The following is a 24824-nucleotide window of genomic DNA, read 5'->3' as shown; positions in this document are numbered from 1 at the left end:
CCAGGGAGGCGGCGTATGACCGACCCGTACGGGTTCCTCCGGACCCCGCGTAGCTCCGTTCCGTCGCGCCCCGCGGACCAGCGGCTCGGCGACTGGCGCGAGGTGTACGCCGGGCAGACGCTGCTGCCCCTGGTGTCCGAGCAGGCGAACCGCTGCATGGACTGCGGCGTCCCCTTCTGTCACGGCGGCTGCCCGCTCGGCAACCTCATCCCCGAGTGGAACGCGTACGCCGCGCACGGCGAGTGGCGGGCCGCGGCCGAGCGGCTGCACGCCACCAACAACTTCCCCGAGTTCACCGGCCGGCTCTGCCCGGCCCCCTGCGAGGACTCCTGCGTACTGGCGATCAACGCCGACCCGGTGACCATCAAGAACGTCGAGCAGACCATCGCCGACCAGGCCTGGGAGCTCGGGTACGCCCCGCCGGCGCCGCCCGGCCGGCTCAGCGGGCAGACCGTGGCCGTCATCGGCTCCGGCCCGGCCGGGCTCGCCACGGCCCAGCAGCTGACCCGGGCCGGGCACACCGTCGTCGTCTACGAGCGGGCCGACCGCATCGGCGGCCTGCTCCGCTACGGGATCCCCGCGTTCAAGATGGAGAAGATCCACCTGGACCGCCGGATCGCCCAGATGCGGGCCGAGGGCACGATCTTCCGTACGGACGCCGACATAGGCGGCCGCGTGGACGCGGCGGAACTGCGCCGGCGCCATGACGCGGTCGTCGTCGCCGTCGGGGCCGAGGAGCGCCGGGAGCTGGCCGCGCCGGGCCGCGAGCTGCCCGGCATCCACCAGGCCATGGAGTACCTGACCTGCTCCAACCGGGTCGGCGAGGGGGACTGTGCGGCGCCCGCGCTCACCGCCGAGGGCCGGCACGTGGTGATCGTCGGCGGCGGGGACACCGGCTCGGACTGCCTGGGCACCGCCCTGCGGCAGGGAGCGCTGTCGGTGGTCCAGCTCGACATCCGCCCGGAGCCGGGCCCCGAGCGGCCGGAGGGAGAGCCGTGGCCGCTGGTACACCCGCAGGTGTACCGGATCTCCCACGCCCACGAGGAGGCGCGCGGGCGCCACGGCACCGATCCCCGCCTCTTCTCCAGCGCCACCCTGCACTTCGAGGGCGGTGCGGACGGCCGGGTACGGGCACTGCACCTCACGGCGGTCGAGCCCGTGGGGCGCAGGCCCATGCCGGGCACCGAGCGGGTCATCGAGGCGGAGCTGGTCCTGCTGGCACTCGGCTTCTCCGGCCCCGAGCGGGCCTGCCGGCTCGGCGAACAGCTCGGGCTCACCCGGGACGACCGGGGCAACTTCGCCCGGGACGCGCACTACGCGGCCCTCGGCGAACCAGGCAAGTCCGGAAGGTCCGCTAACTCCGGCAAGCTCGGCGAACCCGGCGCCTCCCCGCCGCCGGGCCGTCCCGCGACGCCCAAGGCGCCGCCCTGGGCCGAGGCCCCGGCGGCGGGCGTGCCGCCGACCTGGGGCCCGCCGAGGGAGCGGCCTTCCCGGCGCCGCCCCGACGGGGTCTTCGTGGCGGGCGATGCCGGGCGCGGCCAGTCCCTGGTGGTGTGGGCCATCGCGGAAGGCCGGGCGGCGGCCGCCGCCGTGGACCGCTACCTCACCGGCTCCACGGCCCTGCCCGCCCCCGTCGCCGCCCACGACCGGCCGCTGTCGGCCTGACCGGCCCCGCCGGAACCGGACTCGAAGACCAGGCTTGACCCGACGCGGCTCCGGCCCGCCCCGCGGGGCTGCACAATCGTGGGGTGACTGCTGAAGATCATTTCCTGTGGCTGGAAGACGTCGAGGGCGAGGCCGCGCTGGCCTGGGTGGGGGAGCGGAACGCGGAGACCGCCGACGCGCTCGCCGCCGACCCGCGCTTCGAGGCGTTGCGCGACGAACTGCGCGAGGTCCTCGACGACGCCGACCGCATCCCGTACACCGCCCGGCGCGGGGCGCACCTCTACAACTTCTGGCGGGACGCGGACCGCCCGAAGGGCGTGTGGCGGCGTACGACTCTGGAGCAGTACCGCAAGGACGACCCCGCCTGGGAAGTGCTCCTCGACATCGACGCCCTCGCGGCGCGGGAGGGCGAGGAGTGGGTGTGGGCGGGCGCCCGGGTGCGGTACCCGGACTACGGCCGGGCTCTGGTCCAGCTGTCCCGGGACGGCTCCGACGCCGTCGTGGTCCGCGAGTTCGACCTCGACGGCCGGGTCTTCGTCCCCGGCGAGGACGGCGGCTTCCACATCGCGGAGGCGAAGACCCGGATCGGCTGGATCGACGAGGACACCGTCTTCCTCGGCACCGACTTCGGACCCGGTTCGCTGACCGCCTCCGGCTATCCCCGTACGGTCCGCCGCTGGCGCCGGGGCACCCCGCCGGCGGACGCCGAGCTCGTCTTCGAGGCCGAGGCGGGCGACGTGTCCGCTGCGGGCTGGCACGACCCCACCCCCGGTCACGAGCGCGACTTCGTCTCCCGCCACACCGACTTCTTCCACGACGAGCTGTACCTGCTCGCCGACGGCGACCGGCTCGTCCGCATCGAGGTCCCGGACGACGCGGGGAAGTACGCGTACCGGCAGTGGCTGATCGTCACCCCGAAGACCCCCTGGCTCGGACACCCGGCGGGCTCGCTCCTCGCCTTCGACTTCGACGCGTTCCTCGCCGGTGACCGCACCGCGCAGGTGCTGTTCGCGCCGGACGAGCGCACCGCGCTGGCCGGGCACAGCTGGACCCGCCACCACCTGATCCTGGAGACGCTGGCCGACGTCGCCACCCGCATCGAGGTCCTCACCCCGGGCCCGGACGGCTGGAGCCGCCGGCCGCTCGCGGACGTGCCGGCCCTGTCCTCGGCGACCGTCACCGACACCGACGCGGACGTCAGCGACGAGTACTTCCTGAACGTCGACGGCTTCCTGCAGCCCTCCACCCTCGCGTACGGGCACATCGGCGCCGACTCCGAGCCGGTCAAGCAGGCCCCCGCCCGCTTCGACGCGCGCGGGCTGGCGGTCCGCCAGTTCTTCGCGAGGTCCGCGGACGGTACGCGGGTCCCGTACTTCGTCGTCGGCCCCGCCGGCCAGGACGGGCCCGGGCCCGCGCTCCTCTACGGGTACGGCGGCTTCCGGGACCAGCAGACCCCCGGCTACAGCCCGCTCACCGGTCGGGCGTGGCTCGCCCGCGGCGGTACGTACGCGGTCGCCAACATCCGCGGCGGCTCCGAATACGGCCCCGCCTGGCACCGGGCCGCCCTCGGCGCGAACCGGGTACGGGCCTTCGAGGACTTCGCCGCCGTCGCCGCCGACCTCACCGCCCGGGGCGTCACCACCCCCGACCGGCTCGGCATCACCGGAGCCAGTAATGGCGGTCTGCTGATGGGCGCCATGCTGGTGCGTCACCCGGAGCTGTTCGGCGCGGTCGTGGCGAAGGTGCCCCTCCTGGACATGCTGCGCTACCACCGCCTGCTCGCCGGGGCCTCCTGGGTCGCCGAGTACGGGGACCCCGACAGCGAGGACGACCGGCCCCACCTCGAAGCCCTCTCCCCGTACCACAACCTCGCCGCGGACCGGCCGTACCCGCCCCTGCTGCTGATGACCTCCACCCGCGACGACCGCGTCCACCCCGGCCACGCCCGCAAGGCGGCCGCCCGGCTGCGGGAGCTGGGACACCGGGTGCTCTTCCACGAGAACACCGGCGGCGGCCACGGCGGGGCCAGCGACAACGAACAGGCCGCCGTCAACCACGCGCTCGCGTACACGTTCCTGTGGCAGCACCTGGGCGCCGGCACGAGGTGACCGGCACCGCCGCGCGCCCGGGAACACGAAAATGCGTTGCCCGGGCGCGGGCGGCTCCCGCACGATGATCCGCTGTGAGTACCACCCGTTCGTCCCGCTTGCTGCCCGACCTCGCCCCGTGGCGCTCCAGTCGCGACTTCCGGCTGCTCTTCTTCCAGGGCGCCATCACGTTCTTCACGTCCGTCATGGCGATGATCGCCCTCCCGCTCCAGATCAAGCACCTGACGGACTCGCCGCTCGCGGTCGGTGCGATGGGCGCGGTGGAACTCGTCCCGCTCGTCGTCTTCGGCCTCTACGGCGGGGCCCTGGCCGACGCGATCGACCGGCGGCGGATGATCCTGCTGAGCGAGGCCGGGCTCGGGGTACTGGCCCTGGTCCTGCTCGTGAACTCCCTGCTGCCGAACCCGCTGCTGTGGCCCCTGTACGTGGTCGCGGCCGGCGTCTCGGCGCTGGCCGGGCTGCAGCGCCCGGCCCTGGACTCGATGATGGCGCGGATCGTGCCGCACGAGCAGATGACCGCGGCCGCCGCGCTCAACGCGCTGCGCTACCAGATCGGTGCGATCGCCGGACCGGCGCTCGCCGGGCTGGTCGTCGCCTACGCCGGCTATCCGGCCGCCTACGGCGTCACCGTCGCCGGCTTCGCGCTGTCCGTCCTGCTGTGCACCCGGCTGGCCCCGGCGCCGCCCTCGCCCGATGCGCAGCGGCCCTCGCTGCGCGGGATCGCCGAGGGCGCGCGCTACGCGTGGAGCCGGCCGGTGCTGCTGGGCACGTACGCGGCGGACCTGGCGGCCATGTTCTTCGCCTTCCCGAACACGATCTTCCCTTTCCTCGCGGACGAGCTCGACGCGGTGTGGGCGCTGGGCCTCATGTACTCGGCGGGCGCCGTGGGCTCCCTGGCCCTCGGGATGACCAGCGGCTGGACCTCCCGGGTGCGGCGGCACGGCCTGTTCGTGGTGTGCGGAGCCGCGGTCTGGGGCGTGGCGATCGCGGCGGCCGGCTGGTTCACCGACATCTGGGTGGTGCTGGCGTGCCTGGCGGTCGCGGGCGCCGGCGACATGCTGAGCGGCCTGGGCCGGGCGACGATCTGGAACCAGACCATCCCCGAGGAGCTGCGCGGGCGGCTGGCGGGCATCGAGGTGCTCTCGTACAGCGTGGGCCCGCAGCTGGGCCAGGTCCGCGCGGGCACGGTCGCGGGCTGGACGGGCACGCGGCCGGCGTTCTGGAGCGGAGGCCTGATGTGCGTGGCGGCGGTGGCGGCCCTGTCCGTAATGCTGCCCAAGCTGGTGACGTACGACGCCGACAGGGACGAGGACGCGCTGCGGCGCCGCGCCGCGAAGGGCCGCGCCGCGAAGGGCCGCGCCGCGAAGGGCCGCGCCGCGAAGGGCCGCGCCGAGGAGGACCGCGCCGGGGAGGAGACGGGGCCGCTCCCCACGACCACCTCGTGACGAAACGGTCACATTCCTGTCATTCTCCGCGCATACCGGCGATGGAGGGTGGAGGAGATCGCGTCGGTACGTGGCAGGTGAGGAGAACGAGATGAAGAGGGGCGCGCAGCGAGCAGCCGTCACCACGGCCGTGGCCCTGGCCGCCGGAGCCCTGTCCGCCTGGATCGCCGTCGCGGGCGACGGTGACGGGATGAACGTGACCGCGGCGAGCCGCTTCGCATCCGGGTACGTGCCGTACGCGGCCGTCGTGCTGCTGGTCTCGGCCACGGCGCCGACGGCGGTGCACGCCGTCCTGCGCGCCGTGCTCTCCCAGCTGCTCATGATCTGGGGCTACTACACCTGGGGCCCGATGATCACCTTCGAGCGGACGCCCACCCAGGCCGTGCACTACGCGCAGCAGTGGGCCGCGGTCGCCGTCACGGCCGTCCCGGTGGCGGCGCTGGGCACGTACGGCCTGGTCCGCGGGGCCCGGCGGCTAGCCGCCCCGCGCGCCGGGCGGGTCTGCGCCTAGGACTTGTCCGGCGGGCGGCCGCCTGGCTTCGGCGAAGAGCGATACAAGAAGCGCAACACCGCACCGTCGAGCGGTCGGTCGGGCCCGCCCGGGCCACGCTTGTCGATGCGTGATCGTGACCACTCCCGGATACGAACACGCGTGCGAGTCCGTCTACGATTCCGGCATGATCACGTTGTCCGTCGACACCAACTCACAGAGCTACGCCGATGGGCAGTGGCTGGGGGCGCTTCTCGCCACCGCGATCGCCATGGCCGTCATCTGGTTCGCCACCCGGACCTGGCGCCGTGGTCCCGCTGCGACCAGTGCGGCTGACGCCGAGCGAGCCGGTGCGGAGGCGGTGCGCCGAGGCAACATCATCCGCGGCGTCCTGCTGGCCGTTGCCGCAGTGGGTCTCCTGCGGGCGTTCACCCTCCCCGAAGGAGAGCCGCCTGCCGCCGAAGCGGCCCCCGTCGTCCAGGAGCCCGCAGCCCAGGCTCCCTCCGATGCGGCGAAGCCCCCGGCGCCCAAGCGTGTCATCGACCCCGCCGCCAACGTCGGCGCCTACCGGCTGCTCACCGGCACGGAGGCCGCCGAATACGACCGGCTCACCTCCGAGAAAGCGCCCTCGGGCAAGCGCTGGTTCTACGACGGTCCCGGTGAGGGGCCGGTAGGCGCCGTGCTTCAGATCAACGCCGTCGAGTGGGACGCGCGGCTGGCCGAGGAGAAGCGCTCGGACACCATGACGCAAGAGTCGCGCAATTTCTTCGCCGGAGCACGGGCGACCGAGGTCACCAGCTTCGAAGCGGGCCCCTGGGGCGGCCAGTTGAGCTGTGGCTTTCTGCCGGCCGCCGGACGCCCGATCGTGTGCGCATGGACCGACTCCGGCACATCCGGCCAGGTGATACTGGCGGACGAGAAGAGCCTCTCCGAGGCCGCCGGGATCGCCCTGCAATTCCGCACCACCTCGGAGAAGCGCACCTGACGCGCCTCGCGCACCTTCCCCGGCATCTCGCGGATGCCGAGCGCCCGAGCAGTTCGGCGTGCTCGGCCGGACAGGTCCTAGTCGGGCGGCGGCCCGAGTCCGGTCGTCGGGTTCGGGCCCTGGCGGGGCGGCGGGCGGTCGCCGGGTTCCGGCCGGGGCCACGGGTGGACGACGTACTGGTTCTCGACGAGGTGCTCGTACACCTCGAAGTCGACGGCCTGCCACCGGCCCATGTCGCCGTGCACGGCCCGGAACTGGGCCGGAGTCGGACTGGCCACCCTTCTCACCTCCACGTTCTCACCTCCACGCGGACGCCTCATACGACGCTAGAACACTTCGGGAACCCGTGCACTACGTGGTGACGGGTTCCCCCGCGAGGCCGGCCAGGTGCAGCGCGCGGTGCATGGCGGGCAGGTCCCAGTCCTCGTCCCGGTCCTCGTTGCCGGTGGCCGCTACCAGGGCGTCCAGTGCCCGAGGCGCCAGCCGGTACTCCTCGGCGGCCTCCAGGAGCTCCTCCGCGGCCGGGCCGTGGTCGGCCAGCAGTTCGAGGACTTTCCGCCGCTCGACGAAGCGGTCCATACCGCAGTCCAGGCCGTCGTCCGTGAGGTCCTCCGGGTAGGGCGCGCGGGCCCAGGCGCCGTTCTCGTACCAGTAGACGCACCCCAGCTCCCAGCCCTCCAGCAGGTCTCGCAGTTTGTCGTACGGGAGCCAGTCCGGGCCCTGCGCCAGCATGTCGACCGCGGGCTTGTGCCACTTGACGCCGCTCGACTCGTCCTCGCCGTAGAGCACGAAGCGGCCCTGGCCCATCCGGGCCAGGGCCCACCACGTGCAGCCGGCGTCGTCGAGACGGAGCGCGGAGCCGTTGATCCAGTGGCCGGTGCGGTGGATGCCGCGGCTCTCCGCCTCGGTGGTCGCCTCCAGTACGGCGACCAACGCCCACCGGGCCCACAGCAGTTCCGCCGTCGGCAGGTCTTTGGGCCGGCCCGGCCGGTGAATCGTCATGCTGTCCCTGCTCCTCGTGCCGGTGACGTACGCGTACCGGCACGAGGGTATCGGGCGGTGTCCGGCCGCCGCCGTCACCCCGTCAGGGCCGCGCCTGCCGCGGGGTGTCGGTGCACAGGGCCCAGATGATGAACACGCCGATGCCGATGGCGACGATCGACCAGAGCGGCTGGTACGGCAGCCACATGAAGTGGGCGATCACGTACAGGCAGGTCAGCGCGATACCGGCGATCCGGCCGGCCTCCATGCCCTTGAGGATCGCCGCACCGGCGAGGAGCACGAGGATGCCGATGATGAGATGGATCCAGCCCCAGGCGGTGAGGTCGAACTTGAAGGTGTAGTCGCCGACGCGCTGGTACACCTCGTCATTGGCGATGGCGACGATGCCCTCGATGATGGCGAAGACGCCGCCGACGATCATCAGGACACCTGCGAACGTCGTGCCGCCGGCCGCCCAGGGACTGCTGGTACCGGTCGGCGTGCCACTTCCACTCGGCGTGCTGCTCATCGCGCCGCCTCTCTCTCGGGTGCGGGACCCAGGTCTTCGTGCCACATCGGTCCCGTAGTCCATCGTGCGTACCGGCGGCGCTCGGCGCACGTCGGGGCGTAACCGCCCTGCTCGCAGAGCGTGAGCGGCCGGGTGGCCGGGTGCGGGATACCGGCCAAAGACAGGGGCCCGGGGCTTGTCGGGGGGAGGCGGTGGGCAGGGCTTCGGGCATGTTGAGGCCTCAGCGTGAGCTGCCCCGCCAGATCTCCGACGCGCATGTCGACGCCCTGGTAGCGCTCGACCCGATCACCGGCACGTACCTCGGCACCTCCGTCGGCGCCGGCAGACTGCCGGACTTCTCGCCCGACGGGGCCGACGCCGAGGCCTCTCTCGCGCGCGAGACCCTCGTACGGCTCGCCGGGAGCGACGCCGAAGCGGATGCCGAAGCGGATGCCGACGCGGACGCCGACGTCGAGCGGCGGTGCGCACGGCTGCTGCGGGAGCGGCTCGACGCGGAACTCGCCCAGTACGAGGCGGGCGAGCACGTGCGCGCGGTGAACAACATCTCCTCGCCCCTGCACCGGGTCCGCAAGGTCTTCGCGGTGATGCCGACCCGTACGCCCGAGGACTGGGCGGCGATCGCGCAGCGGCTGCGGGCCGTGCCGGACTGCCTGAGCGGCTACCGGGCCTCCCTCGCCGAGGGCGTGGGGCGCGGACTGGCCGCGGCGCCGCGCCAGGTACGGGCCAACGTGGCCCAACTGGAGGAGTGGCTGGGCTCCACGGGCTCCACGGGCTCCACGGGCTCGGAGGGCGGTGGGTTCGGCCCGCTGGCCGCCGGCGCGCCGGCGCACCTGCGCGCCGAGGTCGAGGCCGCGGCGCGGGTGGCGACGGGCGCCTTCGCGGAGCTGGGGGAGTGGTTCCGGCGCGAGTACGAGGCGCAGGCCACCGGGGCCGGCGCCGAGGACGCCGTCGGGCGCGAGCGGTACGGCCGCTTCGCCCGCTACTACACCGGCGCGGACCTCGACCTCGACGAGGCGTACGCGTACGGCTGGGAGGAGTTCCACCGGCTGCTGCCCGAGATGCGGGCCGAGGCCACGCGCATCCTGCCGGGCGGGCAGGACCCCTGGGTGGTGCTGGCCTGGCTGGGCGACCACGGCAAGAGCGTCCACGGAGTGGAGGAGGCCAGGGTCTGGCTCCAGTCCCTGATGGACGAGGCCGTGGCGGCCCTGGACGGGCGGCACTTCGACATCGCCGAGCCGGTCCGGCACGTCGAGTCGTGCATCGCGCCGCCCGGTGGCCCCGCGGCCCCGTACTACTCGCAGCCGTCCCTGGACTTCGCCCGCCCGGGCCGGACCTGGCTGCCGACGCTGGGCCGGACCCGCTTCCCGACCCACAACCTCGTCTCCACCTGGTACCACGAGGGCTTCCCCGGGCACCATCTCCAGCTGGGGCACTGGACGTTCGTCGCGGCGGGCCTCTCCCGCTACCAGACGAACGTCGCCAAGGTCAGTGCCACCACCGAGGGTTGGGCCCTGTACGCAGAACGCCTCATGGACGAGCTGGGGTTCCTCACCGACCCGGCCCACCGGCTGGGCCACCTCGACGCCCAGATGATGCGGGCCGTCCGCGTGGTGATCGACATCGGCATGCACCTGCGGCTGAGCATCCCCGCGCACTCGCCGTTCCGGCCGGGGGAGCGGTGGACTCCCGCGCTGGCGCGGGAGTTCCTCGGCCGCTACTCCAGCCGGCCCGCGGCCTACCTGGACAGCGAGGTCGTCCGCTATCTGGGCCGGCCCGCCCAGGCGATCTCGTACAAACTCGGCGAACGGGCCTGGCTGGAGGGGCGGGAGCGGGCCCGGGCCAAGCAGGGCCCGGACTTCGACCTCAAACGCTGGCACATGGCCGCGCTCTCGCTCGGCTCACTCGGTCTGACGGATCTGAGCGACGAACTCGGATCCCTGTAGGCGGATCAGGGGCGGGCGGCGGTGTGTTCCAGGACGGCGCGGACCTCCGCGGTGATCGCGGTCTCGTTGCGCTCGAACTCGGGACCCGTCAGCAGGCTCGGGTCCGCCGGGAGGCCGGTGAGGACCGGGGTGTGCAGGTGGCCACCGGGCAGTTGCGGGGCGAGTTCGCCGCGGAGGCGGTTGGAGCGGTAGGCCACCTCGTTGGACAGGTAGCCGCCCCCGCCGCCCTCCACCGCCCGCGAACCCGGGGTCGGACCGTCCGCGCGGTCCACCGGCCCGGCGGCGCCCGCCGGGATCTCGGTGACGGCGGTGTTGAGCAGTACCGGGTACGGGCTCTGCACGGCGCCGGTCGCCGCCTCGGTCGGGAGCGTGGTCCGGATGAACTCCGCGCCCGGGCCGAGACCGGGGGCGGTCACCGGGTGCTCGCGGGTGCCGCCGGAGAGGGAGCCGGTGTTGTCGGGGTACGGATCCGCCGACCGGGACCGGCCCGCCCAGGCCTCCAGGGTGAAGACGCCGGGGTAGCCCTGGCTGATCGTGGTGATGACGTCCGCCGCGCCGGAGCCGCCGGCCAGGCGCGGGGCGAAGGCCCGCTCCACGATGCCGGCGTCGAAGTCGGCGTACCGCACCGGCAGGACGACGGCCCGGATCTCGGCGCGGCTGCCGTCGGCGAGGGTGATCCGGCGTCCGTTGAGCTGGAGGGCGGCGGAACCGGAGGGGTTGGCGCGGCGCAGTTCGGTGTCGAGCCCGAAGGGGTCGAAGCCGCTGATGAAGACGCGTCGTATGCCCGCCGGCGTCCGGAAGCCGTTGTCGGCGAGGCCGCGGGAGGCGTCCTCGAAGCGGGCGCGCAGCGCGGCGCGGTCGACGGGGAATCCCGGCTCCCAGCGGGCGAGCGCGGTGGTCATGGCCAGCCGGGTCCAGTACAGCGGGCGGTCGTCCCCGGCCGGGAGGTCGCCGCCGGGCCGCTGCCCCTGGGCGCGGCGTACGGCGGACTGCCAGAGCGCCTCTCCCCAGCCGTCGAGCAGCCGGCCGGCCTCGGCGGGGTTGCGGACCGCGCACAGTGCGGCGGGGAAGCGCCGTACGAAGTCCCCGAACCCGGCGCGTTCGACGAGCGCGGTGCTCCGCGCATCCGCGAGCCGTGCCTGCTCGGTGTCGAGGGGAGCGGAGGGTGTCGTACGGCAGGAGGAGGTGTCGTCCGCGTGCGCGGGCGCGGTGACGGCCAGGGGGAGGACGGTGGCGAGAAGGACCGCGAGCGAGGCGGTGCGCCGTAAAAGCATCATGCGATGTGACATTACATAGCCGGCGCCACGCCCCACCAGACGCCTTTTTGCAGGTCTGGCCGGTTCCCGTCACCCCGCCTCGGGAGTATCGCGGCGGCGCCTGCGCAGTGTCGTGTCGAGGGCGGCGGACAGCTCGGATACCGACGGCCTGTCCGCCGGATCGGGGCGCAGGCAGCCGTCGATGGCCGCCGCCAGGGCCGGGGGCAGACGACGGTGGGCGCAGACGGGCGGGGCCGCTTCTTCGGACTGCGGATACCAGTCCGCGGCCGCGCCGTCCGTGGTCGTCCCGTCCGCCGTGTCGCCGATGTCGAACGGAACGTTCCCGGTGGCGAGTTCGTACAGTGTGACGCCGATGCCCCATACGTCGGCCGCCGCCGACAGGGCCCCGCCGCGGGCCTGTTCGGGGGACATGTAGCCGAACGTGCCGACGCCGGCGGGGGCGATGCCGGGCGCGTGGGCGACGCTGAGGTCGAGCACCTTCGCGCGGGCGCACTCCACCACGACGTTGGCCGGCTTCAGGTCCAGGTGCAGCAGGCCCTGGCCGTGCAGGTAGTGCAGTGCGGAGCACAACTGGACGCCCAGGACGGCCACGTCATCGGCGGCCGCCCGCCGCGGCAGCCGGTCGATGAGGTGGGCGAGCGTCTCGCCCGTCAGCGTTTCGAGTACGACGAGCGGCTCGGGCGACGCGAAGGTCTCGTACGCGCGGACCAGGTGCGGATGGGTGAAGCGCTGGAGCCAGCGGCCCTCACGGACCAGCCGCTCGGCCAGCCGTGCATCGTCGCGGCGGTCGGGGCGCAGGACCTTCACGACGCAGCGGCAGTCCCGTTCCTCGCTCCAGGCGTCGTACAGGTCGAGCCAGCCGGTCCGGGCCAGGTGCGCCAGGACCTCGTACCCGGGCGCGGGCTTCGTACCGGGCGTGAGGGGCGGGCCCGCGGGACGGGTCGAGGTGGTGGTCGCGAGGCTCATGACGGGACCTTCAGCGGGGAGGGGGGACCGGAGCCGGGCACGGCGCCGTTCATGCCGGGCACGCCGCCGTTCATACGGTGCAGACGGGCGTAGACACCGCCCCGTACGAGCAGTTCCTCGTGCGTACCGCACTCGGCGACCCGGCCCCGGTCCAGCACCACCGTGGTCGTGGCGTCGCGGACGGTCAGCAGGTTGTGGGAGATCACGACCGTGGTCCGCCCGGCCATCAGCCGGCGCAGCGGCTCCATGATCCGGCGGGCCGATTCGGCGTCCAGACCGGTGGTCGGTTCGTCCAGGAGCAGTACCGGCGCGTCCCTGACCATCGCGCGGGCGATCGCCAGGCGCTGGGCCTGCCCGCCGGACAGCGTCCGGCCCCGCTGGCCCACGACGGTGTCGTAGCCCTCGGGGAGGAGCCGGATGAACCCGTCGGCATCGGCGGCGCGCGCCGCCGCGACGATGTCGGCCTCGCTCGCGCCGGGCCGCCCGTACGCGATGTTCTCCCGTACCGTGCCGTGGAAGACGAGCGTCTCCTGGAGCACCACCGCGACGTTCTCGCGCAGTTCGGCCAGCCGCAGCTCCCGCAGATCGGTGCCGTCGAGGAGGACCGCCCCCTCGTCCGGGTCGTAGAAGCGCAGTTGCAGCTTCCCGATCGTGGACTTGCCGGCGCCGCTCGCCCCGACCAGCGCCAGCGTCGTACCGGGCCGTACGCGGAACGACACCTCGCGCAGCGCCCATCGCGCCGTGCCCGGATAGCGGAACGAGACGCCGCGGAACTCGACATCGCCCCGGGCGCGCCCGATCCTCCGGGCACGGGCGGCTTCGACCTCGGCGACCTGGGGGTGCTGGTCGAGCAGCTCGATGATCCGCTCGGCCGACGCGGACGCCGCGTAGAAGGTGTTCGTGAGCTGGGACAGGTCGCGGATCGGGCTGTAGAGCCGGCCCAGCAGGGCGACGAAGACCAGCAGCCCGCCCAGGGTGAGCTGCCCCTGCGCCAGCTTCCACGTACCCAGGCCCATCACGGCCAGCACGCCGGTCAGTTCGATCACCTCGACGATCGGCCCGTACACGGAGCGGATACGGGCCGAGACCATCGCCGCGCGGAAGCGGCCCACGCTCTCGCGTGCGAACCGGCTCTCCTCCGTCCCCTGCCGGTTGTACGCCTGCACCAGCGCGATGTTGCCGAGCGACTCCTCGGCTATCGCGCTGATCGAGCCGCTGCGCCGCCGCCGCTCGCGCGAGGCGGCCTTGATCAGTCGGGAGAAGCGCCGGGCCGCGGCCCAGAAGAGCGGAACGATCACGAGCGCGAGGAGGGTCAGGTCCCAGCTCAGGTAGAGGAGCAGGCCGAGGAAGACGCCCAACTGGATGACGTAGTAGAGGGCGTTGGCCACGCCGGAGAGGAGGAACGTCTCGATCGCGTCGACGTCCCCGGTGATGCGTGACAGGACGTCACCCAGCCGCCGCCGCTCGAAGAACCCGAGGGAGAGCCCCTGGACGTGCCGGTAGACATCCGACCGCAGGGCCAGCAGAAAACGTTCGCCGACCCACGTGGACAACACGTCGTCGGCGAACTCGAGAATGCCCGAAGCGAGGACCAGCCCGAGGTAGGCGAGGGCGATCCAGAGGAACGGCCGCAGGTCGCGCGGAACGAGGACCTCGTCCACCACGACCTTGAAGAGCCAGATCTCGGCCGCGTCGATGAGCGGGCCGATGATGCTGAAGAGCAGGATCGGGACCAGCCAGCGGCGGCCGCCCCGGGTGTAGGGCCAGAACCGGCGGAACGCCTCGCGCGGGGTGACGGGGGGCGCGGCGGCGACGACCGCGTCGGGGTCTTCTGCCACCGACAGCAGCCGCCGCAGGGCATGCCGCGCGACCCGTCCCATGGTGCTTACCAGTTGTGGCCGTGGTGGCCGTGGTTGCCGTTGTCGTTGTTGTTGTTGGAGTGGCGGCGACGGTGACGGCGCCTGCCGGTGTTGTCGTCACGTCCCGAGGTCATGTCCCTCTTTCCGCGACGGCGGTGCTTTGCGGGAAGGAGGTGGGTGAAGATCGCCATGAGTTTTCCTCCATGAGTTGTCTCCTGGAGAGGCTTCCACAGGGGCATACGCTCCAGAGGGCTCGGGAGATTGCCCTTTCCGGAAAAATTCACCTTCCGGAATCTCGTGGGACGTCTCCGGAATGTCTTCCGATCGGCGGTCGCGCTCCGCGGACGGGGCCCACGACCGGGTGAATCGGCCGGGTTCCGGCCGGGCTGGTATGGGATGGCCCCCGCAACACCCTCATGCGATGGGAGACCCACATCATGAAGATCCGTACCCTGGCCGTTGCGGCCTGTCTGCTCGGTGCGACGCTCGGCGGGATCGGCAGCGCCTCCGCCGACGCCACGGCCGAGGGCTACGCCATCGGCTCGCCCGGTTTCCTCTCGGGCAACGTCGTCCAGGTGCCGATCCACATCCCGATCAACATCTGCGGCAACAGCGTCAACATCATCGGGCTGCTGAACCCGACCGCCGGCAACACCTGCATCAACACCTGATCCGCCGCGCCCGCGGTGTCACCGGTCCGTCCGGCGACACCGCGGGCGCGCCCGGTTCCGCGGCGGCCCGGCCTGATCCGTAGGACATCACCTACGGGACCCCGCGGATGCGGCGGACCAGCACCGATCCCGCCAGCGCCAGAGCGCCCGCGAGCGCGTACAGCGCGGTGTACCCGCCGAAGTGCGTGACCACCGGTGCGGCGATCACCGGAGCCAGCACCTGGGGCAGCGCGTTGGCGATGTTGATGACGCCGAGGTCCCGGCCCCGGTCCTCCGCCGTCGGCAGCACGTCCGTCAGCAGCGCGAAGTCCACCGACGTGTAGACGCCGAAGCCGACCCCGAGGACCAGCGAGGCGACGATCGCCCCGGTCCAGGTCTGCCAGACGGCGAGCAGCATGGTGGCCGCCGAGATGACCAGCCCCGCCCCGATGACGTAGACCTTCCGGCGGCCCGTACGGTCCGAGCGGACACCGCCGGCCACCACCGTGGCCAGCAGGGTGAGCGCGTTGAGCGCCGTCAGGATCAGGACGCCGGTTTCGGCGTCGTCCTCGTAGTGCACCGCGTCGGTCAGGTAGTACAGCAGGTACATGGTGCTGAGGGAGTACGACAGGTTCATCAGGAAGCGCGTCAGCCAGGCCCAGCCGAAGTCGGGATGGCGCCGCGGGTCGATCCAGAAGCCGGTGAGGAAGGTCCGCCAGTAGAACGCGGGCCGGGCGGCGGGCCACAGCCGCGCGTCGCGCCGCATCACCACGTACGGGACGGCCGCGAGCACCGAGAAGGCCGCGCACGCGAGGTACCCGGCGGCGATGCCGCCCGCCACCGTGGCCAGCGCGGTGCCGACCAGGATGCCGCCGACCTGCGAGACCCCGAGCCAGCCGCCGACCAGCCCGCGCTGACGGGGCGGGACCTGGTCGGGCACGGCGGCGGTGAGGGCGGCGAAGGCCGCGTTGAGGGCCAGTTGGACCAGGCACCAGCCCGCGATCACCACGGCGACGCTCGAAGCCCGCGCGAGGACGAGCAGTCCGGCCGCCCCGCCCGCGACCCCCGCCACCACCCAGGGGATCCGCCGGCCCACCGAGGCCGTCGTACGGTCCGACAGGGCTCCGAACACCGGGTTGGCGACCATCGAGACGGCCGCCCCCACCCCCGTCACCAGGGCGAGCGTGGCCGCCTTGTGGTCCGGGGTGAGCTGCTCGGCCTGGCGGGCCAGGAGCAGTTGGAGCGGGCCGAACCAGCCGACCCACACCCCGAGGTTGGCGAGGGACAGCGCGCTCACCCACCGCCCGCCGACCGGGCCCGCCGGATCGGCCGGGCCGGCGGTCTTCGCCGCCGTCCCCCCGACGGTCATCTGCCGCCCTTGATCACGTCGCGGTACCAGGCGTACGACTCCTTCGGGGTCCGCTCCAGCGTCTCGTAGTCGACGTGGACCAGCCCGAACCGCTGCCGGAACCCCTCCGCCCACTCGAAGTTGTCGAGGATCGACCAGATGAAGTAGCCGCGGACGTCGACCCCCTGCTCCATCGCCCGGTGGAGGGCGGCCAGATGGCCCTCGTGGTACGCGATCCGGCGGGCGTCGGCGATCCGCCCCGTCACGGGATCGGGGCAGTCCGTGTACGAACAGCCGTTCTCGGTGATGTACAGCGGGGGCAGGCGGTCGCCGTAGCGCTCGCGCAGGGAGACGAGCAGTTCGCGCAGTCCGTCCGGGACCACCGGCCAGCCGAAGTCGGTGTGCGGGTATCCCTCGACCGGCCGGAAGGCGAAGGGGAGGTCGGCGGGTATCTCGATGCCGCCGAACTCGGTTGCGGCGGCGGCCGGTTGCGGGGCGCCGACGAGCATCGGGTTGTAGTAGTTGATCCCGTACCAGTCCAGCGGGGCCGAGATCGCCTTCAGGTCCTCGGCCACCGGTCCGGGCAGCAGCGAGGCCAGGCCCTCGTCGGGGTAGGCGCCGGTCAGGATGGGATCGGCGAAGAGCCGGTTCGTGAGCAGGTCGTACAGCTCGGCCGCGCCGCGGTCCTCCGCGCTGTCGCTCGCCGGCCACACCGGGCTGTGCGAGGCGGCGATGCCGATCTGCCGGGCGCCCGCGGCCCGCAGGGCCTGTACGCCCAGGCCGTGGGCCAGCAACTGGTGGTGGGCCGCGGGCAGGGCGTCGAAGACGAGGCCCTTGCCGGGGGCGTGCTCCCCGATGCCGTACCCCAGGAGGGTGACCTCGGCGGGCTCGTTGATGGTGATCCACATCGGGACGCGGTCGGCGAGCCGCTCCGCGACCACCAAGGCGTACGCCGCGAACCGCTCGGCGGTGTCGCGGCTGAGCCAGCCGCCCTTCTCCTCCAGGGCGAGCGGGGTGTCCCAGTGGAACAGCGTGGGCACCGGGGCGATGCCGGCCGTGCACAGTGCGTCGACCAGGCGGTCGTAGAAGTCCAGCCCCTTGCCGTTGACCTCCCCGTGGCCGTCCGGCAGGACCCGGGACCAGGACACCGAGAACCGGTAGGCGCCCACGCCGAGTCCGGCCATCAGGGCGACGTCCTCGCGGTAGCGGCGGTAGTGGTCGGTCGCCACGTCCGCGTGCGAGCCGTCCTTGATGCGCCCGGGTTCTTTGGTGAACGCGTCCCAGGAGGAGGGGCCCCGGCCGTCGGCGGTGGGCGAGCCCTCGATCTGGAACGCCGAGGCGGTGACGCCCCAGAGGAAATCGGCGGGGAACGCGGGTACGGACGCTGTCATACGGGCTCACTTCGGTCGAGGCGTGCGCGGGCGCTGACGGCACACTGTTGGCCCGCGGCGCCCGCCCTGTCAATGGAAAGTGAACAATCCTCATCTTCTCTCCCGGTACACCGAGCCGGGTCCCGGTACAAGAGGCACCCTGGAGACATGGCCAGGGCCAACGAGGAGGTCGAGGCGCTGCTGCAGGAGTACGCCGACCTGATCTCGATCAGCGGCGGCGACGCCTTCAAGGCGCGCGCGTACGAGAAGGCCGCCCGCGCCATCGGCGGCCACCCGGCCGACGTCGCCCGGCTCGACGTCAAGGGCCTGCGGGAGATACCGAACGTGGGCAAGTCGATCGCCGAGAAGGTCGTCGAGTACCTGAGCACCGGGCACGTCCCGGACATCGAGGCGCGCAGGTCCGCCGTCCCGGCCGGGGTGCGGGCACTGACCGCGATCCCCGGGCTCGGCCCCCGCAAAGCCCTCGTCCTGTACGAGGAGTTGGGCGTCTCCTCCGTCGAGCAGCTGGAGGAGGCCATCCGCAAGGAACGGCTGCGCGACCTGAAGGGCTTCGGCGAGCAGACCGAGCAGAACATCCTGCACGGAATCTCCGTACTGCGCAACGCCGACGGCCGCATCCTGCTCGGCGCCGCGATGGACATCGCCGAGCAGATCGTCGCCGAGATGGAGCGGATCCCGGGGTGCGTGCGGTGCACGTACGCGGGCTCGCTGCGCCGGATGCGCGAGACCATCGGCGACGTCGACATCCTGGTGGCGGCCGACACGTCCGCGCCGTTCATGACGGCCCTCACCGAGCTCCCGCTCGTGGCCGACGTCATCGCGCACGGCGCGAAGAAGACCTCCGTCCGCACCGGGGCCGGCCTCCAGGTCGACCTGCGCGTCCTGCCGCCCGCCTCCTGGGGAGCGGGCCTCCAGTACTTCACCGGCTCCAAGGCGCACAACATCCGCACCCGCGCCCTGGCGGTGCGCCAGGGGCTCAAGCTCTCCGAGTACGGGCTCTTCGACGCGGAGAGCGGCAAGAGCCTCGCCTCGGAGACGGAGGAGGAGGTCTACGCCCGGCTCGGCCTGCCCTGGATCCCGCCGACGCTGCGCGAGGACCGCGGGGAGGTCGCGGCGGGGCTGCGGGGCGAACTGCCCGCCCTCGTGGTGGAGGGCGACATCCGGGGCGACCTGCACACCCACACCGACCTCACCGACGGCCTGGCCTCCCTGGAGGACATGGTGGCCGCCGCTGCCGCGCGCGGCTACGCGTACTACGCGGTCACCGACCACGCGCCGGACCTCGCCATGCAGCGCATGACCGAGGAGAAGATCCTGGCGCAGCGCGAGCGGGTACGGGCCCTGGACCGCACGGTGCGCGGGATGCGGCTGCTGCACGGCACCGAACTCAACATCGGCCCGGACGGCGGCCTGGACTGGCCCGACTCCTTCCTCGCCGGCTTCGACCTGTGCGTGGCCTCCGTGCACTCCCACTTCGGCCAGAGCCGGGCCGCCATGACCCGGCGCTTCATCCGGGCCTGCGAGAACCCGTACGTCCGCGTCATCGGCCACCCCACCACCCGGCGGATCGGCCGGCGTCCGGGCGTGGACGCCGACTTCGACGCCGTGTTCGAGGCCTGCGCGCGGACGGGCACCGCCCTGGAGATCAACGCGCATCCGGAGCGGCTCGACCTCGGCGACGAGGACATCCTGCGGGCGAAGCGCCACGGGGTGAAGTTCGCGGTGAACTCGGACGCGCACGCCACGACGCACCTGCCGTACCTGCGCTACGGGGTGGGCACGGCGCAGCGCGGCTGGCTGACCAAGGACGATGTCATCAACACCTGGCCGTTGACCCGCTTGCACCGGTTCTTGCAGGGCAAGCGGGCCTGACACCCCCCGGCAGCCCGTCCTGCGGTCGGCCGGCCCAGGCGGCGAGGGCCTCGTACCGCTCGGTCCGGCGGGCCGCGGAGCCGGCGGTCCGGGTGGCCCAGGCGATGTGCCCGTCGGGACGGACGAGGACCTCGGCCACCCCGTCGAGGCGGGCGTGGCGGGCGCCGTCCGCGGTGACGGAGGTGGCCGAGGTGACCGCGGTGACCCGGTCGGCCCATCCCTCCCCGGCGTCGAAGCCCCGTTCCTGCACGAGGTTCAGCAGCACGAAGCGGCCTTCGTGGAGCAGCTCGTACACCCGGGAAGCGGGGGAACCGGCGATGCTCAGCGGGATGTCCGGCATCCGCGTGCCCACCAGCGGATCGGCGCCGGGGCCGGTGGCCGGGTATCCGACGCCGAGCGCGGAGACCAGCCCGGCGAGCCGGCGGTTGACCTCCTCGATGCCGAGCAGTTCGTCGAGCAGTCTGCGCAGGGCCGAGGCGGGCCGCTGGTACGAGGGGACCAGCGGCAGCTCCGCCAGCAGGGTCTGGACCTCGGTGTTCTCGGTGACCGCCACGCCCACCGGGTGCCGCTCCCCGTGGTACGTGTCGAGCAGCCCCGGCGGCGCCCACCCGTGGATCTCGGCGGCCAGCTTCCAGCCCAGGTTCATCGCGTCCTGGAGCCCGGTGTTGAGCCCCTGGCCGGCCGCGGGGAAGTGGATGTGCGCCGCGTCCCCCGCCAGCAGCACGCGCCCGGTCCGGTAGCGCTCGGCGAGCCGGGTGGCGTTGCCGAACCGGGACAGCCACCGGGGCCGGTCGATCCCGCAGTCGCTCCCGCAGATCCGGATCAGGGACTCGCGGAACTCCTCCACGGTGACCGGCTCGGCGGCGGGCGTCCGCATCCGCTCCGGATCGATCAGGACGAACCGGGTCAGACCGCCCTCCAGCGGGACGGCCAGTACGCCCTCGGCCCGCGCCCGCCCGAGGCTCTCAAGGTCGGCCACCGCGAAGTCGCCGAGGATCCCGGTCAGCGTCTCGTCCGTGCCGGGGAAGTCGATGCCGGCCTCCTGCCGCACGATGCTGCGCCCGCCGTCGCAGCCGACCACGTAGGAGGCGCGTACGGTCCGGGCTCCGCCCGGGCCGCGCACGTCGACCTCCACGCCGTCCGGGTCCTGGCGCAGCCCGGTGGTCTCGCGCCCGCGGTGGATCTCCACGCCGAGTTCGCGCGCCCGCTCCTCCAGCAGGGCCTCCGTACGGGCCTGGGCCAGGAACAGGGTGTACCCGTGGCGGCTGTCGAGGGCGCCGAAGTCCAGCCGGGTGTCGAGGTCGGCGAAGTGCCAGCCGGGAACGGTCCGGCCGAGCGCGAGGAACCGGTCGGCCAGCCCGCGCTGGTCCATCAGCTCGACACTGCGCGGGTGCAGGGTCAGCGCCCGCGAATCGAGCTGCGGAGCGTCCCGCCGCTCCACGATCCGGGTCCGTACGCCGGCCAGCGCGAGCTCGCAGGCGAGCATCAGGCCGGTCGGCCCGGCGCCCACGACGATCACATCGGTGTCCATCGGGAACCTCTTCTCCGGGTCTTCCCTATTTAGTGAACAGCGTTCACGTGAACGCTGTTCACTATAGTGGGGTCGATGAGCTCACCGTCAATCCCGTCCTCCGCCGACGCGGCCCGCCCCCCGGCCCGGGGCAGGCCCCCGAGACTGGACCAGGCCCGTACCGTCGAGGCCGCCCTGGTGCTGCTGGACGAATCCGGACTGGACGCGCTCACCATGCGGCGGCTGGCCGACGCGGTGGGCGTCCAGGCCGGGGCGCTCTACCGGCATTTCGCCACCAAGCAGGACCTGCTCACCGCCATGGCCGAACGGATGCTGGCGGGCTGCTCCACCCCGCCGCCGGACCCCGACTGGAGCGGACGCCTGACCGCCCTGGCCCGTCGGCTGCGTGCGGCGCTCCTCGCCCATCGCGACGGGGCACGGGTCTACGCCGGAACCCACTCGACCGGCGCGAACACCCTCGGCTTCGCCGAGACCCTCATCGGGGTCCTGAGCGCGGCGGGCTTCGGTCCGCAGGAGGCGGCGCGCACGGCGCTGACGGTCGTCCACTTCACCGTCGGACACACCCTGGAGGAGCAGGCCGCCCTCCAGCCCGGCGATCAGGGGCCCGCGGACCCCGAGCAGCTGCGCGAGGCGGTGACGGCGGCGAGCTACCCGCACCTCACCGCGGCCCTGCCCGTGCTGACCGGCGCCGATTTCGCGGCGCAGTTCGAGTTCGGCCTGGGCCTGCTGCTCCAGGGGTTGCGCACATTGCACCGGCCCGAGCCCGAGTCCGCCGCCTGAAAACGCAGCCGGCCCGCCCCCGAGGATCGGGGGCGGGCCGGCTGCGTGTGCGGGGTGGGTCAGTTGTTCGTCAGTTGTTCTGGGTGGCGTCCGAGTCCGCCTGGGCGGCGGCGCTCTCGGCGTCGTCCAGCTTCTGCTGCATGTCCTTGACCGTGGCCTCGTCGGCGCCGCTCACGGACTGGGCGCCGCCGGGCTCGGCGCCGCTCGCGCCGGGCGAGCAGCCGGTGAGCAGCAGCGCCGTCGCCGCGGCCAGGGTGGCGAGCGCCGTGGCGGCGCGGCGGGGCACGGTCACTGGGGTCACTTGGACTCCTGCGCGGAGCACCAGGTGCTGACGGCCTTCAGGTCGTCCTGCCGCTTCTGGAGGGTGGGCAGCAGGCTCTTGCGGAAGGTCAGGCGGTCGTTCAGGTAGGTGTGGACCTCCGTGTGGCCGGCGGTCTGGGCGTTCACGACGCGCTGCTCCAGGCGTGCGACGGAGCCGGGGACGGTGGCGTCACCCTTGAGCCGGGTGATGGCCGTGCTGACGCGGGTCTCCGTCTTGGGCAGGCGCTTGCAGATCGCCTTGGCGCCGTCGCCCTTCGGTGCGGACTTGGCCGTCTTCGGCGCGGCGGGTGCGGGGCTTGCCGACTCGGCCTGCGCGGGAGCGGCGGAGATCAGAGCGCCGGCCAGCGCGAGGGCGCCGATCGTGGCGGCGGCGGTCCTACGGTTCGGGAGCATGGCTGTATCCCCTTCGGTGCGAACGGGCCGGCTCACTGGCGGCCGACCCGTCAGGACGGTAGGGCGTGTCTTTGTGGAAACTTTGTGAGTGCACAGGGGCCGTCGCCGGCGTCCTCAGTCGCCCCGGGAGATCCAGTCGCGTCGCTTCGGCAGCCGCAGGGTCGGGGCGTCCGCAGCCGACAGCGGCAGGCGCACCTCGAAGCGGGTGCCCGTGCCGCCGGGCGGCGTCCCGATCCTGACCGTGCCCTGGTGCAGCGCGACCTGCTGGGCGACGAGCGTCAGCCCGAGCCCGGAGCCGGGGCTGCCGGGGCGGTGGTGGAACCGCCGGAAGACGGCTTCCCGCTCGCCGGGCGGGATACCGGGCCCCGCGTCGTCCACGGTGAGCACCGCGTGCCCGCCCTCCGCGTGCAGCCGTACCGCGATCCTGGCCGGCTCGTCCGGCTGGTGGCCGTGCACCGCCGCGTTGCCCAGCAGGTTGGCGAGCAGGATGGCCAGCCCGGCATCCCACCCGAACACCCCCAGTTCCGCGGGGAGTTCCGCATCCAGCTGCGCCTCGGGATGGCGGCGGGCGCTCTCGCCGACCACGGTGTCCACCAGCTCGGACAGGTCGAGGGAGGCGAACGCGGACACCTCCACCAGATCGCCCCGGGCGAGCATCCGCAGGGCCGTGAGCAGGTCCAGCAGGCGGGCGTGGTCGCGCTGCAAGTCCCTTACGATCTCGGCCCGTTCGGCGGGGGAGAGGTCGGGGTGGGCGGCCAGGACGTCCAGGTCGGTCCGCATGCTCATCAGCGGGGTGCGCAGCTCGTGCGAGGCGGCGGAGGAGAACGAGCGGGCGGTGTCCAGCGCCTGCGCCGTGCGGGCGGCCTGCTCCTCGTACCGGTCCAGCAACTGGCCGATGGCGCAGGACAGTTCGTCCACCTCGGCGATGTTCACGGGCGCGCTGGCGAAGGCGGCCGCGCCCGCTCCCGGGTCGAGTTCGGCGGCCCGACGGCTCAGCCTGCGTACGGAGGCGGTGGCGCGGCCGGCCAGCCCGTACGCGAGCAGCCCGGCGACCGGCGCCGACAGCAGGGCCACCAGCAGGACCCGGCGGCGTACGGCGACGACCTGCGGGTCGGCGGCCGAGGCCGGGGTGAACAGCCACAGCGTGCCCGGCGCCGGCCCGGCCACCGGGACGGTCAGCACCCGCCAGGCGCGGCCCTTGGCCCGGACGGTGACCGGTCCGTCCGGGGTCTGCTCGGGCAGTCGCACCGGGTCGGCGGGCTGCGGGCCGCCCTCCAGGACGACGGCTCCGTCCGCCGAACGGACGCGGAGGCCGGCGTCGAGGACGTCACCGAGGACCTTGCGGTGCTGGTTCTGCTCCACCTTCGGCTTCCCGTTGCGGTCGGCCGTGAGCAGCGTCTTGACGTCCGGGAGGACGGCGGAGGCCCGGTCCTGGAGCCGGGTGTCCTGCTGCTGGTGGAGATCGCGGCTGACCAGCCCGAGCACCAGCAGGCCGGCGGCGAGCACCAGCAGGGGCACCACCACCGTCACCGAGAGGGCGATGCGCGTGGCGAGCTTCACGACCCGCTCTCCCGGGCCCCGGGGACGCGCAGGACGAAGCCGACGCCGCGCACGGTGTGGATCAGACGCGGGCGCCCGCCCTCCTCCAGCTTGCGGCGCAGATAGCTGACGAAGGTGTCGACGGCGTCGCTGCGGACCTCGAAGTCGTAGCCCCACACCCGGTCCAGCAGCTGGTCCCGGGTGAGGACGATCCCGGCGTTGCGCACCAGCTGGAGCAGGAGTTCGAACTCGCGCCGGGTGAGGTGGAGTTCGGTCTGCTTGTGGTGTACCTGGCGGCGGGCCTCGTCGATCACGAGCGGGCCGGCGCGCAGTACGTCCGAGGCGGGAGCGGGGGTCGGGCGGCGCCGCAGCAGGGCGTGCAGGCGCAGGACGAGCTCCTCCAGGGCGAACGGCTTGACCAGGTAGTCGTCGGCGCCGGCCTGCAGTCCGGCGATCCGGTCCGCGACCTCGTCGAGGGCCGACAGCATCAGGACGGGAGTCTCGTCGCCGCGGGCGCGCAGGCCGCGGCAGACCTCGGTGCCGGTCAGGCCGGGCATCGAGACGTCCAGTACGAGGACGTCCGGGGTCCGCTCGGCGAGCAGGGCGACTGCGGCGGGCCCGTCCTCGGCGAGCAGCACGGTGAAGCCGCTCAGCCGCAGCCCGCGCTCCAGGGAGCGTCGGATGGCGGCGTCGTCGTCCGCCACCAGTACCCGTCCGGTGGATGTACTGCCGGTGCCGGTCACACTGCCCT

At 73.2% G+C, this 24824-nt stretch carries 22 protein-coding genes; 9 read left to right on the top strand and 13 right to left on the bottom strand.

The genetic code is table 11. The features are described from left to right. Window positions 1-15: 15 nt before the first annotated feature. The 5 genes from ACIQU4_RS20925 to ACIQU4_RS20905 all read left to right on the top strand — a co-directional run bounded on the left by ACIQU4_RS20925 (window position 16) and on the right by ACIQU4_RS20905 (window position 6693). A complete protein-coding gene (locus ACIQU4_RS20925) occupies window positions 16-1665 on the top strand; it encodes a glutamate synthase subunit beta (protein ID WP_403732672.1) in 1650 nt (549 codons plus the stop codon). A gap of 83 nt (window positions 1666-1748) precedes the next feature. Further along, window positions 1749-3773 carry a prolyl oligopeptidase family protein gene (locus tag ACIQU4_RS20920; RefSeq protein ID WP_403732670.1) on the top strand — a complete coding sequence of 675 codons (2025 nt, stop codon included), beginning with the start codon at window positions 1749-1751 and terminating at the stop codon, window positions 3771-3773. A 74-nt stretch (window positions 3774-3847) separates the two neighbouring features. Beyond that, window positions 3848-5218 carry an MFS transporter gene (locus ACIQU4_RS20915; protein ID WP_403732667.1) on the top strand — a complete coding sequence of 457 codons (1371 nt, stop codon included), beginning with the start codon at window positions 3848-3850 and terminating at the stop codon, window positions 5216-5218. 91 nt (window positions 5219-5309) lie between these two features. Continuing rightward, on the top strand, window positions 5310-5729 hold the full coding sequence (locus tag ACIQU4_RS20910; protein WP_403732665.1) for a hypothetical protein: 420 nt from the start codon (window positions 5310-5312) through the stop codon (window positions 5727-5729). Between the two features lie 166 nt (window positions 5730-5895). Then, a complete protein-coding gene (locus tag ACIQU4_RS20905) occupies window positions 5896-6693 on the top strand; it encodes a hypothetical protein (protein ID WP_403732662.1) in 798 nt (265 codons plus the stop codon). Between the two features lie 77 nt (window positions 6694-6770). Here ACIQU4_RS20905 and ACIQU4_RS20900 read toward each other — a convergent pair whose 3' ends face one another. From ACIQU4_RS20900 to ACIQU4_RS20890, 3 genes are all read right to left on the bottom strand, one after another. Further along, on the bottom strand, window positions 6771-6971 hold the full coding sequence (locus tag ACIQU4_RS20900; protein ID WP_403732660.1) for a hypothetical protein: 201 nt from the start codon (window positions 6969-6971) through the stop codon (window positions 6771-6773). A gap of 73 nt (window positions 6972-7044) precedes the next feature. Then, on the bottom strand, window positions 7045-7695 hold the full coding sequence (locus tag ACIQU4_RS20895) for a hypothetical protein (protein WP_403732657.1): 651 nt from the start codon (window positions 7693-7695) through the stop codon (window positions 7045-7047). Window positions 7696-7777: 82 nt separating this feature from the next. Further along, window positions 7778-8203, bottom strand: coding sequence for a hypothetical protein (locus ACIQU4_RS20890; protein WP_403732655.1), 426 nt, complete (start codon window positions 8201-8203; stop codon window positions 7778-7780). 209 nt (window positions 8204-8412) lie between these two features. Here ACIQU4_RS20890 and ACIQU4_RS20885 point away from each other — a divergent pair, with 209 nt between their 5' ends. Beyond that, window positions 8413-10146, top strand: a complete 1734-nt coding sequence (locus ACIQU4_RS20885) for a DUF885 domain-containing protein (RefSeq protein WP_403732653.1) — start codon at window positions 8413-8415, stop codon at window positions 10144-10146. A gap of 5 nt (window positions 10147-10151) precedes the next feature. Here the strand turns inward: ACIQU4_RS20885 and ACIQU4_RS20880 are convergent, their stop codons facing one another. The 3 genes from ACIQU4_RS20880 to ACIQU4_RS20870 form a co-directional block, all read right to left on the bottom strand. Then, window positions 10152-11423 (bottom strand): pyroglutamyl peptidase, encoded by a 1272-nt coding sequence (locus ACIQU4_RS20880; protein WP_403732650.1) that lies wholly within the window; start codon window positions 11421-11423, stop codon window positions 10152-10154. A gap of 69 nt (window positions 11424-11492) precedes the next feature. Continuing rightward, window positions 11493-12389 (bottom strand): serine/threonine-protein kinase, encoded by an 897-nt coding sequence (locus ACIQU4_RS20875; protein WP_403732647.1) that lies wholly within the window; start codon window positions 12387-12389, stop codon window positions 11493-11495. Continuing rightward, window positions 12386-14269, bottom strand: a complete 1884-nt coding sequence (locus tag ACIQU4_RS20870) for an ABC transporter ATP-binding protein (protein ID WP_403732644.1) — start codon at window positions 14267-14269, stop codon at window positions 12386-12388. The genes ACIQU4_RS20875 and ACIQU4_RS20870 overlap by 4 nt, the downstream gene beginning before the upstream one ends. Before the next feature lie 416 nt (window positions 14270-14685). Between ACIQU4_RS20870 and ACIQU4_RS20865 the strand changes: the two genes are divergently transcribed. Further along, window positions 14686-14919 (top strand): chaplin, encoded by a 234-nt coding sequence (locus ACIQU4_RS20865; RefSeq protein ID WP_403732641.1) that lies wholly within the window; start codon window positions 14686-14688, stop codon window positions 14917-14919. Between the two features lie 91 nt (window positions 14920-15010). On the opposite strand, the gene ACIQU4_RS20860 is transcribed toward ACIQU4_RS20865, so the two are convergent. Both ACIQU4_RS20860 and ACIQU4_RS20855 read right to left on the bottom strand, forming a co-directional pair. Continuing rightward, window positions 15011-16267, bottom strand: coding sequence for an MFS transporter (locus tag ACIQU4_RS20860; protein ID WP_403732638.1), 1257 nt, complete (start codon window positions 16265-16267; stop codon window positions 15011-15013). Beyond that, the gene (locus ACIQU4_RS20855) at window positions 16264-17637 is read right to left on the bottom strand and encodes a GH1 family beta-glucosidase (protein WP_403732636.1); all 1374 of its coding nucleotides are present in this window, start codon (window positions 17635-17637) and stop codon (window positions 16264-16266) included. Before ACIQU4_RS20855 ends, ACIQU4_RS20860 begins: the two co-directional genes overlap by 4 nt. Before the next feature lie 147 nt (window positions 17638-17784). On the opposite strand from ACIQU4_RS20855, the gene polX reads away from it, so the two are divergent. Beyond that, window positions 17785-19509 (top strand): DNA polymerase/3'-5' exonuclease PolX, encoded by a 1725-nt coding sequence (gene polX, locus ACIQU4_RS20850; protein WP_403732633.1) that lies wholly within the window; start codon window positions 17785-17787, stop codon window positions 19507-19509. Here polX and ACIQU4_RS20845 read toward each other — a convergent pair. Continuing rightward, window positions 19454-21040, bottom strand: coding sequence for a monooxygenase (locus tag ACIQU4_RS20845; RefSeq protein WP_403732630.1), 1587 nt, complete (start codon window positions 21038-21040; stop codon window positions 19454-19456). The genes polX and ACIQU4_RS20845 overlap by 56 nt on opposite strands. A 75-nt stretch (window positions 21041-21115) precedes the next feature. Between ACIQU4_RS20845 and ACIQU4_RS20840 the strand changes: the two genes are divergently transcribed. Further along, entirely contained in the window at window positions 21116-21820 is a 705-nt protein-coding gene (locus tag ACIQU4_RS20840) for a TetR/AcrR family transcriptional regulator C-terminal domain-containing protein (protein WP_403732627.1), read from the top strand. 70 nt (window positions 21821-21890) lie between these two features. Here ACIQU4_RS20840 and ACIQU4_RS20835 read toward each other — a convergent pair whose 3' ends face one another. The 4 genes from ACIQU4_RS20835 to ACIQU4_RS20820 all read right to left on the bottom strand — a co-directional run bounded on the left by ACIQU4_RS20835 (window position 21891) and on the right by ACIQU4_RS20820 (window position 24816). Beyond that, window positions 21891-22121, bottom strand: a complete 231-nt coding sequence (locus ACIQU4_RS20835) for a hypothetical protein (RefSeq protein WP_403732625.1) — start codon at window positions 22119-22121, stop codon at window positions 21891-21893. After that, the gene (locus ACIQU4_RS20830) at window positions 22118-22534 is read right to left on the bottom strand and encodes a hypothetical protein (RefSeq protein ID WP_403732622.1); all 417 of its coding nucleotides are present in this window, start codon (window positions 22532-22534) and stop codon (window positions 22118-22120) included. The genes ACIQU4_RS20835 and ACIQU4_RS20830 overlap by 4 nt, the downstream gene beginning before the upstream one ends. A gap of 114 nt (window positions 22535-22648) precedes the next feature. Beyond that, entirely contained in the window at window positions 22649-24094 is a 1446-nt protein-coding gene (locus ACIQU4_RS20825; protein ID WP_403732619.1) for a sensor histidine kinase, read from the bottom strand. Beyond that, on the bottom strand, window positions 24091-24816 hold the full coding sequence (locus ACIQU4_RS20820) for a response regulator transcription factor (protein ID WP_403732616.1): 726 nt from the start codon (window positions 24814-24816) through the stop codon (window positions 24091-24093). The genes ACIQU4_RS20825 and ACIQU4_RS20820 overlap by 4 nt, the downstream gene beginning before the upstream one ends. Window positions 24817-24824 lie beyond the last annotated feature (8 nt).

The organism is Streptomyces sp. NPDC090741, assembly GCF_044769045.1.
GTDB lineage: Bacteria > Actinomycetota > Actinomycetes > Streptomycetales > Streptomycetaceae > Streptomyces.
The sequence above is the reverse complement of the archived record's forward strand: the minus strand, read 5'-3'. Positions and strand labels throughout refer to the sequence as shown.

Bases quoted from the DNA above. Each gene is read 5' to 3' on its own strand.
- ACIQU4_RS20845 (WP_403732630.1), bottom strand. From the start codon at position 21,040: ATGGACACCGATGTGATCGTCGTGGGCGCCGGGCCGACCGGCCTGATG.
- polX (WP_403732633.1), top strand. From the start codon at position 17,785: ATGGCCAGGGCCAACGAGGAGGTCGAGGCGCTGCTGCAGGAGTACGCC.
- ACIQU4_RS20885 (WP_403732653.1), top strand. From the start codon at position 8,413: ATGTTGAGGCCTCAGCGTGAGCTGCCCCGCCAGATCTCCGACGCGCAT.
- ACIQU4_RS20905 (WP_403732662.1), top strand. From the start codon at position 5,896: ATGATCACGTTGTCCGTCGACACCAACTCACAGAGCTACGCCGATGGG.
- ACIQU4_RS20860 (WP_403732638.1), bottom strand. From the start codon at position 16,267: ATGACCGTCGGGGGGACGGCGGCGAAGACCGCCGGCCCGGCCGATCCG.
- ACIQU4_RS20875 (WP_403732647.1), bottom strand. From the start codon at position 12,389: ATGAGCCTCGCGACCACCACCTCGACCCGTCCCGCGGGCCCGCCCCTC.
- ACIQU4_RS20880 (WP_403732650.1), bottom strand. From the start codon at position 11,423: ATGATGCTTTTACGGCGCACCGCCTCGCTCGCGGTCCTTCTCGCCACC.
- ACIQU4_RS20865 (WP_403732641.1), top strand. From the start codon at position 14,686: ATGAAGATCCGTACCCTGGCCGTTGCGGCCTGTCTGCTCGGTGCGACG.
- ACIQU4_RS20855 (WP_403732636.1), bottom strand. From the start codon at position 17,637: ATGACAGCGTCCGTACCCGCGTTCCCCGCCGATTTCCTCTGGGGCGTC.
- ACIQU4_RS20895 (WP_403732657.1), bottom strand. From the start codon at position 7,695: ATGACGATTCACCGGCCGGGCCGGCCCAAAGACCTGCCGACGGCGGAA.
- ACIQU4_RS20830 (WP_403732622.1), bottom strand. From the start codon at position 22,534: ATGCTCCCGAACCGTAGGACCGCCGCCGCCACGATCGGCGCCCTCGCG.
- ACIQU4_RS20890 (WP_403732655.1), bottom strand. From the start codon at position 8,203: ATGAGCAGCACGCCGAGTGGAAGTGGCACGCCGACCGGTACCAGCAGT.
- ACIQU4_RS20925 (WP_403732672.1), top strand. From the start codon at position 16: ATGACCGACCCGTACGGGTTCCTCCGGACCCCGCGTAGCTCCGTTCCG.
- ACIQU4_RS20870 (WP_403732644.1), bottom strand. From the start codon at position 14,269: ATGGGACGGGTCGCGCGGCATGCCCTGCGGCGGCTGCTGTCGGTGGCA.
- ACIQU4_RS20840 (WP_403732627.1), top strand. From the start codon at position 21,116: ATGAGCTCACCGTCAATCCCGTCCTCCGCCGACGCGGCCCGCCCCCCG.
- ACIQU4_RS20910 (WP_403732665.1), top strand. From the start codon at position 5,310: ATGAAGAGGGGCGCGCAGCGAGCAGCCGTCACCACGGCCGTGGCCCTG.